Below are 14166 nucleotides of genomic sequence, written 5' to 3'. Positions count from 1 at the left end.
CACGACCGAGGACCCCTGTGCCGCACCGGTTGCACCCCGGTGCGGCACAGGGGTGCCCGCGTCAGCTAGACCGTGCCGGCTCGCCGGCGTCAGCTCGCCCGCGCCCGCGTGTCGCTGCTGCGCCGCCGGGACAACCGCGGCGGGACGAGGGTCGGCCCCGGCGCGGGCGCCCCGGCCAGGGCGGCGACCAGCAGGCGCACCGCCCGGTCCCCCGCCTCGCCGACCGGCAGGTGCACCGACGTCATCGGCGGGCTCAGCCGCTCGGCCACCTCGTCCGCGCACACCGCCACCACGGCCACGTCGTGCGGCACGCGCCGACCCAGGTCGCGCAGGGCGGCCGGCACGTCGCCGAGCACGGCTTCGTTGTGCACCACCACGGCGGTCGCGCCGGGCAGGTCGCGGAGCAGCGCGGCCAGCGCGCGGGGCAGCGGCTCGTCGACCGGTCGCGCGGTGTGCTCGACGTCCCGGCGCAGCGCGGCGGCGGTGAACGCGGTCATCGTGCGGCCCGCGAACCCGGTGTCGCGGCGGTAGGCGGCGCTGGGTTCGCCGAGGAACCCGACGCTGCGGTGACCGAGGCCGACCAGGTGGTCGAGGCAGTCGGACATGGCGGCGGTGAAGTCGAGGTCCACCCGCAGCACGCCCTCGGTGCTGGCCGGCGCGCCGATCGCGACCACCGGCAGGCGGCAGGCGCGCAGCGGCGGCAGGCGCGGGTCGTGCGCCTCGACGTCCACCACGACCAGCCCGTCGACCTGGCCCTTGCGCGCCGCGCGGCGCAGCCCCGCCTCGCCGCGGTCGGCGGTGACCAGCAGGACGTCCAGCCCGTGCCGGTCGGCGGCGTCCACCACGGCGTCCACGAGCCGGGTCGAGGAGCGCGGGGCGAAGCTCTCGGACAGCACCAGCGCCAGCCGGTCCACCCGCTCGACGGGCGCCGCCGCCGACCGCGCGTAGCCCAGCGCCCGGATGCTGCGCTCGATCCTGGACCTGGTCTGCGGCGACACCGCCCGGTTGCCGGTCAGCACGTAGGACACGGTGCTCCGGGCCACGCCGGCGTGGCGCGCGACATCGCCGAGCGTGACCACTCCGAACTCCCTCGTCCGACGGTCCGAAACTCTTTCGCGGGCACAGTATGTGCCACCGCCGCGACGGCCGACAAGATCCGCCGTCCGCCGTCCCGGTCCTTCCCGGTACCGGTGCTCAGAGGTCGGCGAACCCCACGACCCGGTCGGCGACGGCGTCGAGCAGCGGGCGGTCGTGCGAGACGGCGAGCACGCCGATGCCCCGGGCGCGGGCGGTGGCGAGGAGGAGGTGCCAGACCTCGGCCTGGCCGATGGGGTCGAGGCTGGCGCTGATCTCGTCGGCGACCAGGTAGCGGGGACCGGCGAGCAGCGCGCGGGCGAGGGCGACGCGTTGCGCCTCGCCGCCGCTGATCTCGTGCGGGAAGCGGTCGAGCAGCGACGGCGGCACCAGGTCGGAGGTGTCGGCGGGCCCCGCCTCGGCCAGCGCGGCCCGGACCTTCCACCGCGGGTCCAGGGCGAGGTGGGCGTGCTGGAGCACGAGCTGGACCGGGTTGGGCACGCCGCGCCGCCGGTCCGGGGCGGCCGGCCGGCCGTCGGCGGAGACCGCGCCGCGGGCGGGCGCGAGGTGGCCCGCGAGGAGCCGGCCGAGGGTGCTCTTGCCCGCGCCGCTGGGCCCGTGCAGGCCCACGACCTCGCCCGGCGCCACGGTGAGCGAGGCGTCGCGGACGACCCACGGCGTCGTGCGGCGGTAGCGGAACCACACGTCCCGCGCCTGGAGCGTCACGCGTCCTCCGACAGGTCGGGTTCCCCGGTGGGCAGGTGGAAGCCGTTGGCGGGCAGGGCCCGCCAGAGGGCCCGGGTGTAGGGGTGGGCGAGGTCGCCGGCGCGGAAGTCGGCGGGGCGGGCCTCGTCGACGGTGCGGCCGTCGCGGCAGACGACGACCCGGTCGGCCACCTCCAGCGCGGCGGCGAGGTCGTGCGTGATGAGCACGACGGCGCGGTCCTGGTCGGCGATGCGGCGCAGTTCGGCGAGCACGGCGCGCACCGACTCCGGCGGCAGGCCGGGGGTGGGTTCGTCGGCGAGCACGAGGGCGGGGTCGGCCATCATCGCCATCGCGGTGAGCACGCGCCGGACCATGCCGCCGGACAGCTGGTGCGGGTGCCGCCCGGCGACCTCGGGGCCGAGGCCCCGCCCGGCCAGGGCGGTGGAGGCGGCCTCGCGCGGCGCGGGCAGCCCGGCCAGCCGCGCGGAGCGGCGGACCTGGCGGCCCACCGGGGTCACGGGGTCGAGGAAGGTCACGGACTGGGGCAGCAGGGTGATGTCCCGGCCCGCGCGGGCACGGCGCGCCGCCGGGGCGAGGACGACGCCGTCGAACGCGACGACGCCGCTCTCCGAGGCGTTGGGCGGGAGCATCCCCAGCACGGCGTGCGCGAGCAGGCTCTTGCCCGCGCCGCTCGCGCCGACCAGGGCGACCAGCTCGCCCCGGTCGGCGGTGAGGTCCATGCCGGACAGCGCGGTGACGGTGCGGCGGCGCAGGCCCCGGTCGTACTGGGTGAACGACACCGTGAGGCCGGTGACGCCGAGCAGCGGGCTCACAGGTGGTGGCTCCTCGGGTCGACCAGCGAGCGCAGGTTCTCGCCGATGCCGTCCACGGCCTTGACCACGAGCAGCAGGCACAGGCCGGGCAGGACCGCGAGCCACCACGCGCCCGCCGACAGGAAGCGCATGGACTCGGCCAGCAGGATGCCGGTGGACGGTTCGGCCGGGTCGACGCCGAGGCCCAGGAACGACAGCGCCGCCTCGTGCAGGATCGCGTGCGGGAACAGCAGGACCGTCCCGACCAGGAAGTGCCCGGCCAGGTGCCCGGCGACGTGCCGGCGGGCGACCCACCAGCGGCCCCGGCCCAGGTTCGCGGCGACGGCGACGTAGTCGGAGGTGACGACCCGGCGCGCCTGGCCGCGCAGCACGCGGGTCAGGGTGGGCCAGTGCGTCACGGCCACCGCGGTGATCACCGCGTCCGTGCCGCCGCCCAGGGCGAAGGCCAGCAGGAGCAGCAGCACGAGGTGCGGCAGCGCCAGGAACAGGTCCACCAGCCAGCCGACGGCGGCGTCGACCTTCGGCCCGCCGACGGTGGCGGCGCAGGCCAGGACCAGGGCGATGGCGGCGGAGATCGCGGCGGCGGTCGTGCCGACGACCAGGCTGAGCCGCAGGCCGGACAGCACGCGGGCGAGCACGTCGCGGCCCAGCCAGTCGGTGCCGAACCAGTGCCCGGCCGACGGCGCGCCGTTGCGCTCGCCCAACGACGTGGTCTGCGCCGCGTCCTGGGCGAGCGCGCCCGCCACGACGACGGCGAGCACGAGGACCGTGGACAGCCCGAGCTGCACCAGCGTGCGGGTGCGCCGGTCGAGCGCGGCGGTCACCGGGCCACCGCCCTCGGGTCGAGCAGGGCGTGCGCGCGGTCGCCGACGAGGTTGCCCGCGAACACCAGGACCGCGGTGAACAGCGCGATGCCCAGCAGCAGCGGCACGTCCTGGCCGAGCGCCGCCGTCGTGGTCGCCGCGCCCAGCCCCGGGTAGGAGAACACCTGCTCGGCGAGCACCGACCCCCCGAACAGCTCCCCGACGGACCCGAACTGGAGCAGCAGCGCCGGGGCGGCGGCGTTGCGCACGACCCGGTGCAGCACGAGGCCCCACCCCCGTTCGCCCTGCGCCCGCGCGAACGCCACGTGGTCCGAGGCCAGCGCCTCCACCACCGCCTGCCTGGTGTGCAGCACCACCGGCGCGATCCCCACCACGCTCAACGTGAGCGCGGGCAGCGCCAGGTGCGCCAGCCGGTCGGCCAAGCCGACCTCGTCCGCCGGCACGCCGATCGGCACCGCGCAGCACACCGGCGCCCAGTTCAGCGAGACCGCGAACGCGTAGAGCAGCAGCAGCCCCACCCAGAACACCGGCGCGGACGCCAGCGCGTACGAGAACCAGGTGATCGCCCGGTCGGCGAGCCGCCCCCGGCGCACGCCGGCGACGAGGCCCAGCGCGAACCCGAGCAGCCCGGACAGCAGCCAGGCCACCGCCATCAACGCCAGGCTGGTCGGGAACCTGTCCCCGATCACCTCCAGCACCGGCCGGTTGAACGTGAGCGAGAAGCCGAAGTCCCCGCCGAGCAGGTTGCCCGCCCAGCTGAGGAACCGCTCGTGCGCCGGGGCGTCCAGGCCCCACCGCTCGGCGATCAGCGCCCGCTGCTCCGGGCCCAGCGACGCCACGTCCGCGCCCACGTAGGCCGCGACCGGGTCGACGGGCGAGTTCACCACCAGGGCGAACGACCCGACGGCGACCGCGGTGAGCAGCAGGGCGAGGCGGCCGAGGCGGCTCGCGACGGCGGTCAGCACGTCCAGCGCCAGCCGGTGATGCCCTGCGTGACCGGCCAGCCGTGCCCGTGCGGCTCCACCTGGGTCCGGCCCAGGTCGAGGCACGCGTCGACGTAGTAGGTGTGGTCGAGGTTGACCAGCCACGCCCAGGCCGCGTCGCCCGCCGGGCCGAACGCCCGTTGCGCCGCCTTCCAGTGCGCGGTCGCCCGCTCGGGGTCGGTGGCGGCCAGGCCGGCGGCCAGCTCGGCGTCCACGGTGGCGTTGCGGTAGAAGCCGGGGTTCCACAGCTCCACGCCGGCCCGCGCCGACGAGTACAGGTTGACCACCTCGGTCGGGTCGTGGCTGCCCCAGCCGAACAGCACCGGGTCGGCGTGCATCCGGGTGCGGATGACGTCCCAGCCCTCGCCCTTCGGCGTCACCGCGATGCCGATCGGCTCCAGCATGTCGGCGACGGCGAGCGCCAGGCCCTGCCGCAGCGAGTCGCCCGCCGGGTAGAGCAGCGGGAACCCGGCCTCGACCCCGTCGCGCTCGCGGACCCCGTCGCCGTCGGCGTCGACCCACCCGGCGGCGTCCAGCGCCCTCCTCGCCGCCTCGGGGTCGTCGTCGCGCACCGCGGTCGACGGCTCGTACCAGGGCAGCCCGTCGACGGGGCCGGTGGCGGGGCGGCCGAAGCCGTTGAGCACGCCGTCCACCAGGGCCCGCCGGTCCAGCGCCAGGTTGACCGCGCGGCGCACGGCGACGTCCGAGGTCACGTCGTTGCCGACCGGCCGTCCCTCGGCGGTGGTGCGGCCGGTGGGTTCGAAGGGGAACGCGATGCCGCGGTTGTCCACGGACTCGACCCGGACGAGCCGCATGCCGGGCAGGTCGCCGCCGGCCAGCGACGAGGGCAGCGCGGCCACGTCGACCTGGCCCGCCCGTGCCGCGGCCAGGCTCGCGTCCTCGCCGGTGAAGACGAAGACCACGCGCTCGAACGCGGGCTTCGCGCCGTAGTAGGCGTCGTTGCGCCGCACGATGAGCTGCTGGCCCTCGTCCCACTGCTCGAACACGAACGGCCCCGAGCCGACCGGCCGGCGCGCGTAGTCCGGCCCGTGGGCGTGCTCCGGCACGATCCCCAGCGACACCAGGCGGTTGACGAACGTGCTCTGCGGCTCGGTCAACCGCAGCTCCACGGTGTCCTCGTCGACCGCGACCGCCTCGTCCAGCGCAGTCACGTCGGTGAGGCCGCCGCTACGGGCGGCGGTGGTGAAGGTGTAGGCCACGTCCCGCGCGGTGACCGGGCGCCCGTCGCTGAACACCGCGTCGGTCCGCAGGTCGACCGTCCACACCAGACCGTCCGGGCCGACCTCGTACCGGGTGGCCAGGTCGTTGACCACGTTCAGGTCGGCGTCGCGCGCCAGCAGCGTGGACTGGAACAGCGGCGAGCCGTAGCGGCCCCACCCCAGGGTCGGGTCGTAGCCCTCGGCCGACTCGCCGCCGATCGCCAGCCGCAGCTCGGTCGGCGTGCCGCCCGCTCCCCGGTCGGCCGTCGAGCACGCCGACGCGGCCAGCGCGGCCACGACCGCGACCGCGGCCCCCTGCCGGAACCCGCGCACGCCACCACCCCTCCCACCGTCACTGTTGCCGGTAATTCGTAACAAGCAATCATTGGCAGCAGGGACGGATGTGCGTCACCTCACAAGATCCGCCGGCGGGCGCGTGACCTGGTGCGGGTGCGACACTGGACGGGTTGGCGCTCCTCCCGGCGAGGACGATCCGGGAGGCGTGCCGTGGTCGAAGTGGTGTCCGTCGTCGCGCTGCTCGCGGTCCTCGCGTTCGCCGTGCTGCGACCGCGCGGGCTGCCCGAGGCGGTGGCGGCGGTGCCCGCGGCGGGCGTGGTGCTCGCGGTCGGCGCGATCGGGCCGGCCGAGGCGCTCGACGAGGTGGCGCGGCTCGCCCCGGTGGTCGGCTTCCTGGCGGCGGTGCTGGTGCTGGCGCGGCTGTGCGACGACGAGGGGCTGTTCCACGCGGCCGGCGTGCTGCTCGCGCGGGCCGGGCGCGGCGGGCCGGTGCCCCTGCTGCGGATGGTCTTCCTCGTGGCGGCGGGCATCACGGCGGTGCTCAGCCTGGACGCGACGGTCGTGCTGCTCACGCCGGTCGTCCTGGCCACGGCGGCGCGCCTGGGCGTCCGCTCCCGCCCGCACGTGTACGCGTGCGCGCACCTGTCGAACTCGGCGTCGCTGCTGCTGCCGGTGTCGAACCTGACGAACCTGCTCGCGTTCACCGCCACCGGCGTGTCGTTCCTGCGCTTCACCGCCCTGATGGCCGTGCCGTGGGCGCTCGCGGTCGCGGTCGAGTACGCGGCGCTGCGCCGGTTCTTCGCCGCCGACCTGACCGCGCCGCCCGAACCCGGCACGGCTCCCCCGCCCGCGCGCGAGGTGCCGGTGTTCGTGCTGGTGGTGCTGGGGCTGACCCTGGTCGGCTTCCTGGTGGCGTCGCTGCTGGGCGTCGACCCGGCGTGGGTGGCGTTCGGGGGCGCGGTGGTCCTCGCCGTGCGCGCCCTGCGCCGCCGGCACACCACCCCGGCCGCCCTGGTCGGCGCGGCGGGCCTGCCGTTCCTGGCGTTCGTGCTCGCCCTGGGCGTCGTCGTGCGGGCCGTGGTCGACAACGGCCTGGCCGGGGCGCTGGCGCACGCCGTGCCCACCGGCCCGTCGCTCGCGGCCCTGCTCGGCGCGGCCGCCGTCGCCGCCGTGCTGGCGAACCTGATCAACAACCTGCCCGCGGTCCTGGTGCTGCTCCCCCTCGCGGCGGCCGGCGGCACCCCGACCGTGCTGGCCGTGCTGATCGGCGTCAACCTGGGGCCGAACCTGACCTACGTGGGCTCGCTGGCCACCCTGCTGTGGCGGCGCGTCCTGCACCACCACGACACCCCCACCGACCTGGGCGAGTTCACCAGGCTGGGCCTGCTCACCGTGCCCGCCTCGCTGGTGCTGTCGGTGACGGGGCTGTGGGCGGTGCTCGCGCTCACCGGGTGACGCGCAGCTCGGCGCCCTCCGCCTCGACCCGCACGCCGTCCACCGACACGGCCCACCGGGACGGGGCCGGGTCGGCGTGGACCACCACCGACGAGGCGTGGCGGTCCACCCGGAAGGTCGTGCCGCCCACCACCACCTCGCGCGAGCCCTCGGACAGCTCGTACAGGTGCAGGGTGACGCCCTCCGCGTAGTCGTAGTCCGGCCGGTCGTCGACCGCGCCCACCGGCAGCACGGTGTCCGGCCGCACCAGCAGCGGGACGGTGCGGAAGTCGCAGCGGTCGCGGACCCAGCGGGGGCCGTGCACGACCTCCCCGGTGAGCAGGTGCGTCCACGCGCCCCCCGGCACGTAGTAGGTGACATCGCCCTCGTCGGAGAACACCGGCGCGACCAGCAGGGAGTCGCCGAGCAGGTACTGGCGCTCCAGGTGCGTGCACGCCGGGTCGTCGGGGAACTCCAGGACCATCGCGCGCATCACCGGCACGCCCTCGTCGCACGCCTGCCGCGCCGCCCGGTCCAGGTACGGCATCAGGCGCAGCTTCAGCTTCGTGAACAGCCGCAGCACCTCCACCGACTCCTCGTCGAACAGCCACGGCACCCGGTAGGACGAGCTGCCGTGCAGCCTGCTGTGCGAGGACAGCAGGCCGAAGGCGATCCACCGCTTGAACAGCGCCGGCGACGGCAGGCCCTCGAAGCCGCCGATGTCGTGGCTCCAGAACCCGAAGCCCGACACGCCCAGCGACAGGCCACCGCGCAGGCTCTCCGCCATCGACTCGTAGGTGGACTCGCAGTCGCCGCCCCAGTGCACGGGGAACTGCTGCGACCCCGCCGTGGCCGACCGGGCGAACACCACGGCGTCGCCGTCGCCGCGCCGCGCGCGCAGCACGTCGAACACCGTGCGGTTGTAGAGGTACGTGTAGTGGTTGTGCATCCGCCCGGGGTCCGAGCCGTCGTGGTGGACGACGTCGGTGGGCACGCGTTCGCCGAAGTCGGTCTTGAAGCAGTCGACGCCCTGGGCCAGCAGGGCGTCCAGCTTCGCCGCGTACCAGTCGCGGGCCGCCGGGCTCGTGAAGTCCACCAGCGCCATGCCGGGCTGCCAGAGGTCCCACTGCCACACGTCGCCGTCGGGCCGGCGCAGCAGGTGGCCGTGCTCCTTCCCCTCGGCGAACAGCGGCGAGCGCTGCGCGACGTACGGGTTGATCCACAGCGAGACGCGCAGGCCGCGGGCGTGCAGCCGGTCGAGCATCCCGACCGGGTCGGGGAACACGCGCGGGTCCCACTCGAAGTCGCACCAGCGGTGCTCGCGCATCCAGAAGCAGTCGAAGTGGAAGACGCTGAGCGGCAGGTCGCGCTCGGCCATCCCGTCGAGGAACCCGGTCACCGTCCCCTCGTCGTAGGAGGTGGTGAACGACGTCGACAGCCACAGCCCGAACGACCACGCGGGCGGCAGCGCGGGACGGCCGGTCAGCGCGGTGTACCGGCGCAGGACCTCGCGCGGCGTGGGTCCGTGGACGACGAAGTACTCCAGCGCCTGCCCCTCGACGCTGAACTGGACCTTGCCCACCGCCTCCGAGCCGACCTCGAACGACACGTGCCCGGGGTGGTTCACGAACACGCCGTACCCGGCGTTGGTCAGGTAGAACGGCACGTTCTTGTACGCCTGCTCGCTGCTGGTGCCGCCGTCGGCGTTCCACACGTCGACGGTCTGGCCGTTGCGCACGAGCGGCCCGAACCGCTCCCCCAGCCCGTACACGACGTCGCCGACGCCCAGGTCGAGCTGCTCGCGGACGTGGTGCACGCCGTCCACGGTCATCAGGCCGATGCCCTTGGCCCCGCTGCCGGTCAGCAGCCGCCCGCCCGCGCTGAACTCGACGCGCCACCCGTCGTCCCGGCGCACGCGCAGCGACAGCCCGCCGGACACCACGGTCAGGCCGGTGTCGTCGTCCACCACCTTGGGCTCGTGCGCCGGGTCCGCCGCCAGGGCGAAGTGCGGCCCGGGGTCCTCGCCGCCGGTGAAGTGCTCGATCCGCACGCCGATCACGTCGGGCATCGGCGAGGTCACGCGCAGGGTCACCACCGGCCCGGTGAGGGTGTCGCCCCGGTGCCTGATCGGCCTGGTCGGCGCGTGCACGACGACCTCGCCGTCACCGGTCTCGACCTCGCGCACCTGCGCCGGGTGCGCCGCCTCGACGCCCGCCCGCAGCAGCCAGTACCCGTCGCTGAACCTCATTTGACCGCTCCCGCCGTGGTGCCGCGGGTCAGCGCCCGCTGGAAGACCAGGAAGAACACGACGGCCGGGACCAGGCCGAGCAGCGCCGACGCGCTGGTGGCGGTCGCGTCCATCATCCGCTGCCCCTGCAGGACGCCCAGCGCCACCGGCACGGTCTGGTTCTCGTTGGAGATCAGCAGCACCAGCGGCAGGAAGAACTCGTTCCACGTCCAGATGAAGAAGAACACGAACAGCACGCCCAGGGTCGGCCTGCTGACCGGCACCACGACCCGCACCAGCACCTGCCACTTGCCCGCGCCGTCGATCCGGGCGGCCTCCAGCAGCTCGCGCGGGAACCCGCCCAGCGTCGAGGTGAGCAGGTAGGTGCCGAACGCGGCCTGGATGACGGTGAAGACGACGACCACGGCCGTCTTGGTGTCGTACAGGCCGACCTGGTTGGTCAGGAAGTACAGCGGGTAGACCAGGGCCTCCTGCGGCAGGGTGTTCGCGAGCAGGAACAGCACCAGGACCGACAGCCTGCCGCGCACCCGCCCGATGCCCAGCGCGTAGGCGTTGAGGACGGACACCACGACCGCCAGCACGGCGACGGACCCGCTGATCACGACGCTGTTGAGCAGCTTCTCGCCGAAGTCGACGCGGTCCCAGAAGGCGATGATCCCGTCGAGCGTCACGGTCCCGGGCAGGCTGAGGGGACCGCCGGTGGAGTAGTCCTCGGGCGTCTTGACCGCGTTCAGCACGACCAGGGCGAACGGCGCGAGCACCGCGGCGGCCAGCAGCACGACGGACCACAGCACGACGTGCCGCCCCACCGCCCGCGCCACCCCTCCCCGGGCCACCGGAGCCCGTGCCACCGGAACCCGGGCCACCGGAGCCCGCCCCATCAGCGCTCACCCCGGTCCTGCACGCGCAGGAACACGGCCGTGAGCACCAGCACCAGCGCGGTCAGCACGGTCGCGATCGCCGCGCCGTAGCCCACGCGGGTCTTCTCGAAGAAGTTCTGGAACGAGTAGTACGCCGGGACGTTCGTCGCGCCGCCCGGACCGCCCCGGGTGAGCACGTAGATCGGGGCGAACACCTTGAGCGCGGCGATCGTGCAGGTCAGCAGGACCACGAACACCTCAGGGCGCAGCTGCGGCACGGTGACGTGCCGGAACCGGTCCCACCAGGACGCGCCGTCCAGCTCGGCGGCCTCGTGCAGCGACGGGTCGATCCGCCGCATCCCGGCCATGAACACGACCAGCGGGTAGCCGAGCTGGACCCACACCAGCACGCCCATCACCGTCCACAGCGCCAGGTCGGGGTCGCCGAGCCAGTTGCCCGCCAGCCCGCCGAGGCCGAGCGCGCGCAGCACCTCGTTGAGCGCGCCGTCCGCCGGGGCCAGCACCCAGCCCCACACGATCCCGGCGACCGCGAAGGGCAGCACCTGCGGCAGGTAGAGGCACGCCCGCAGCACGGTCGCCGCCCGGTCGCCGAACCGCGTCGCGATGTGGTCGAACAGGACCGAGGCGAGGACCAGGCCGATCGCCGTGGGCACGATCGCCATCGCGACGACCAGCCCGACGTTGTGCCGGAACGACGCCCAGAACGCGCCGTCCGACACGAGCCGCCGGTAGTTGTCGACGCCCACCCACTCCGGCGCGCCGACGCCGGACCACTCGGTGAAACTGATGCCGACGTTCATGCCGAACGGCACCAGCACCACCGCCACCAGCAGCAGCGCTCCGGGCAGGAGGAACAGCAGGTAGGACCCTCGGTCTCGGACAGCCCCGGGGAGCGGGCTCATTTCCCGACGCTCGCCAGGTTCTCCTTGTAGTAATCGGCCAACTCGGTCAGCACCTCGTGCGGTCCGAGCTGCCCGGTGATCAGCTTCTGCACGGACGAGACCTGCACGTCGTAGAAGCCGGGCGCGGGCCAGTCCGGGTAGTACGCCAGCCGGTCGCCGGTGCTCAGCTCGCGGAAGCCGTCGGCCAGCGCCTGCGTTCCCGGGTCGGTCGCGGGCGCGTCGCCGGGGGCGAGGGCCACGCCGCCCGCCTCGCGCAGCGCGTCCTGCACCTCGGTCGACAGGGTGATGTCGATGAAGTCGTAGGCGAGCTTCTTGTTCCGCGCGCCCTTCGGCACGACCCACAGGTTGCCGCTGGAGCCCGAGGTCATCCCCGGCCACGCGGTGGTCCCCCACCGGAAGTCCTTCACCTGGGAGCGCACGCGGCCGTACCACCAACTCCCGCTGATCATGATCGGGTGCTTGCCCTGCATGAACGCCAGGCCCATGTCCTCGGCCTTCAGCCCGGCGGAGTCCTTGTCGACGTACCCCTCGCGCAGCCACTTCGCGAACGTCTCCGCGCCGTGCACCCACGCCTTGTCGTGGAAGTTCACGTCGCCGGTGTAGCGCTGGTACCGGTCGACCCAGTCGCGGTCGGCCTGGGTCAGCGCCAGCTGGTAGAAGACCTGGTGCGCCGGGTACTCCGCGCCGCCCAGGGCCAGTGGCGTGATGCCCGCGGCGACGAACCGCGCCATCGCGGCGGTCAGCTCGTCCAGCGTGGTGGGCACCGGGACGCCGTGCTGCTCGAACAGGTCCCGGTTGTAGTAGACCAGCACGTACTCGGCGTAGTTCGGCACGCCGAACCACTTGCCCGAGCCCATCACGCCGCGCTCGTCGTAGCGGGCGGTGGTGTCGACGCCGGGGCCGACCCGGCGGTCCCAGCCCCGGGCGGTGACCTCGGCGCTCAGGTCGGTCAGCAGGCCCTGCTTCGACAGCAGACCGGCGGTCGCGTTGCCCTTGTTGTACTCCAGCACGTCGGGCGCGTCCTTCGAGCCCATGACCATCGGCGCGGTCTTCTGGACCTGCTCGAAGCCCTTCTCCTCGAACCGCACCTCGACGCCGGGGTGCGACGCCTCGAACAGCTCGATCGCCTTGGCCCAGGCCACGCCCATGGCGCTGTCGGGCCCCTCGTAGTGCCAGAGGACGAGGCTCTTGCCGTCCTCTGCCTCCTCCGCGCCGCCGCACCCGGCCACGGCCATCAGCGCGGCGACCGCGGCCACCAGGATTCGTCGGGTCATCGGCGTCCCTCCACAGAGGACAGGCACGGGGCGTCGTCGGGGCGTCCCGTGATCGACCATAGGGCGCGGATCGGTCCGGGCACAACGGTGATCGCGCGCCGACACCGTTGCGCCGGAACGGGAGTGCACCGCTTCAGCCCTTGCGTTCGACAGTCGTTCGATGCTGGGGCCGCCTACGGGAAAGCGCTTTCCGAAGCACGGGCGGGAGCCGAGCCGATCGGTGACGCGCTACCGCCGGAGCGGGTGGACCGCCGAGGAGGGACCGGGCGCGAGGGGACCCCGGGCACGGGAGGATCGGGCACGGGAGGATCGGGCGTGGGGGTCAGGGCTTGTCCTTGCCCTTCTTGCCGTGCTCCTCCGGTCCGCCGCCGTGCTTCCGCCCCGGTCCGCCGTGCGCCTCCACGGGCGCGGGCGGCTGGGCGGGGGCCTGCACCTCGACCGGCACCGGCACGGTCACGGTCACCGTGTCCACGACCTGCTCGACCCGCTCCACGGTCTCCACCCGGTCCGCGGCACCGACCGGCTCTGCCTGCCGCTGGGAGCTGCCGCGCGGCGGCTCGGCGCCGGGGTCGACGGTGCCGGTGGACGACCAGGCGAACCCGATCGCGCCCACCACGGCCAGCAGCCCGGCCGCCGCGAAGAGCGCGCCGCGCGGGCGGTCCACCGGCACCGGTTCGCCGTCCACCAGCACCCGCGCGCACCACGCCGCGGACGGCCGCGCGTCGGGGTCGGTCGCCGTCATCCGGCGCAGCAGCGCGGCCAGGTCCCCGGGGAGGTCGTCCGGGACGCGCGGCGGGCGGTGCAGCCGCGCCACCGCGGCCTCCACGTCGCCGCCCTCGTACTCGCGGCGCCCGGTCAGGCACTCCAGCAGCACCAGGCCCAGCGCGTAGACGTCGGCCGCCGGGCCGACCTCGTGGCCGCGCACCTGCTCGGGCGCGAGGTAGGCGGCGGTGCCGACGACCTGGTCGGCGCGGGTCAGGCGGGTCGAGTCGACCAGCCGCGCCAGCCCGAAGTCGGCGAGGAACGCGGTGCCGTCGCGGTCGAGCAGCACGTTCGACGGTTTCACGTCCCGGTGCACGACGCCGTGTCCGTGCACGTGGTCGAGCGCGTCGGCCAGCCGCGCGCCGAGCTCCCGCACCTCGTCGGCGTCGAGCGGCCCCTCCTCGACGCGGTCGCGCAGCGTGCCGCCCTCGACGAGCCGCAGCACCACGAACGCCCGGCCGTCGTCGTGCCCGGCGTCGTGCACCTCGACCAGCGCGGGGTGGGACAGGCCGGCGAGCGTGGTCACCTCGACGTCGAAGCGCCGACCGGCGGCGAGGTCCTCCCCCGGTCGGAACACCTTGACGGCGACCGGGCGCGCCAGGCGCACGTCCCAGGCGCGGTGCACGTCGGCCACGCCCCCGGTGCCGAGCAGCCCGTCGACGCGGTAGCGGCCGGCCAGCAGGTGCGCCACGGGCACCCCTCTCCTGTGGAACGTGCGGGACCACCGGG

12 protein-coding genes are annotated in these 14166 nt (G+C 74.7%); 1 reads left to right on the top strand and 11 read right to left on the bottom strand.

All coding sequences use genetic code 11. The features are described from left to right. Positions 1–89: 89 nt before the first annotated feature. The 6 genes from ACRAKJ_RS17105 to ACRAKJ_RS17080 all read right to left on the bottom strand — a co-directional run bounded on the left by ACRAKJ_RS17105 (position 90) and on the right by ACRAKJ_RS17080 (position 5972). Positions 90–1079 (bottom strand): substrate-binding domain-containing protein, encoded by a 990-nt coding sequence (locus tag ACRAKJ_RS17105; protein ID WP_438924205.1) that lies wholly within the window; start codon positions 1077–1079, stop codon positions 90–92. Between the two features lie 115 nt (positions 1080–1194). Continuing rightward, positions 1195–1800, bottom strand: a complete 606-nt coding sequence (locus ACRAKJ_RS17100; protein ID WP_438924204.1) for an ATP-binding cassette domain-containing protein — start codon at positions 1798–1800, stop codon at positions 1195–1197. Then, positions 1797–2612 (bottom strand): ATP-binding cassette domain-containing protein, encoded by an 816-nt coding sequence (locus ACRAKJ_RS17095; RefSeq protein ID WP_438924203.1) that lies wholly within the window; start codon positions 2610–2612, stop codon positions 1797–1799. Before ACRAKJ_RS17095 ends, ACRAKJ_RS17100 begins: the two co-directional genes overlap by 4 nt. Further along, positions 2609–3436, bottom strand: coding sequence for an ABC transporter permease subunit (locus ACRAKJ_RS17090; RefSeq protein WP_438924202.1), 828 nt, complete (start codon positions 3434–3436; stop codon positions 2609–2611). The genes ACRAKJ_RS17095 and ACRAKJ_RS17090 overlap by 4 nt, the downstream gene beginning before the upstream one ends. Then, positions 3433–4401, bottom strand: a complete 969-nt coding sequence (locus ACRAKJ_RS17085; RefSeq protein WP_438924201.1) for an ABC transporter permease subunit — start codon at positions 4399–4401, stop codon at positions 3433–3435. Before ACRAKJ_RS17085 ends, ACRAKJ_RS17090 begins: the two co-directional genes overlap by 4 nt. After that, a complete protein-coding gene (locus tag ACRAKJ_RS17080) occupies positions 4395–5972 on the bottom strand; it encodes an ABC transporter substrate-binding protein (protein WP_438924200.1) in 1578 nt (525 codons plus the stop codon). Before ACRAKJ_RS17080 ends, ACRAKJ_RS17085 begins: the two co-directional genes overlap by 7 nt. Before the next feature lie 183 nt (positions 5973–6155). Here ACRAKJ_RS17080 and ACRAKJ_RS17075 point away from each other — a divergent pair, with 183 nt between their 5' ends. Beyond that, entirely contained in the window at positions 6156–7391 is a 1236-nt protein-coding gene (locus ACRAKJ_RS17075; RefSeq protein ID WP_438924206.1) for an SLC13 family permease, read from the top strand. Here the strand turns inward: ACRAKJ_RS17075 and yicI are convergent. The 5 genes from yicI to ACRAKJ_RS17050 form a co-directional block, all read right to left on the bottom strand. After that, positions 7381–9618: an alpha-xylosidase gene (gene yicI, locus ACRAKJ_RS17070; protein ID WP_438924199.1), complete on the bottom strand. Its 2238-nt coding sequence runs from the start codon at positions 9616–9618 to the stop codon at positions 7381–7383. The genes ACRAKJ_RS17075 and yicI overlap by 11 nt on opposite strands. Beyond that, positions 9615–10439: an ABC transporter permease subunit gene (locus ACRAKJ_RS17065; RefSeq protein WP_438924198.1), complete on the bottom strand. Its 825-nt coding sequence runs from the start codon at positions 10437–10439 to the stop codon at positions 9615–9617. The genes yicI and ACRAKJ_RS17065 overlap by 4 nt, the downstream gene beginning before the upstream one ends. A gap of 59 nt (positions 10440–10498) precedes the next feature. Further along, complete coding sequence (locus tag ACRAKJ_RS17060; protein WP_438924197.1) at positions 10499–11401, bottom strand: ABC transporter permease subunit; 903 nt, start codon at positions 11399–11401, stop codon at positions 10499–10501. Next, positions 11398–12675: an extracellular solute-binding protein gene (locus ACRAKJ_RS17055; RefSeq protein WP_438924196.1), complete on the bottom strand. Its 1278-nt coding sequence runs from the start codon at positions 12673–12675 to the stop codon at positions 11398–11400. Before ACRAKJ_RS17055 ends, ACRAKJ_RS17060 begins: the two co-directional genes overlap by 4 nt. 322 nt (positions 12676–12997) lie before the next feature. After that, entirely contained in the window at positions 12998–14134 is a 1137-nt protein-coding gene (locus tag ACRAKJ_RS17050; protein WP_438924195.1) for a protein kinase domain-containing protein, read from the bottom strand. Between the last annotated feature and the right edge of the window lie 32 nt (positions 14135–14166).

The organism is Saccharothrix sp. DSM 118769 (genome assembly GCF_052936295.1).
This window is presented reverse-complemented; position numbering and strand designations above follow the sequence as displayed.

Bases quoted from the DNA above. Each gene is read 5' to 3' on its own strand.
- yicI (WP_438924199.1), bottom strand. From the start codon at position 9,618: ATGAGGTTCAGCGACGGGTACTGGCTGCTGCGGGCGGGCGTCGAGGCG.
- ACRAKJ_RS17060 (WP_438924197.1), bottom strand. From the start codon at position 11,401: ATGAGCCCGCTCCCCGGGGCTGTCCGAGACCGAGGGTCCTACCTGCTG.
- ACRAKJ_RS17055 (WP_438924196.1), bottom strand. From the start codon at position 12,675: ATGACCCGACGAATCCTGGTGGCCGCGGTCGCCGCGCTGATGGCCGTG.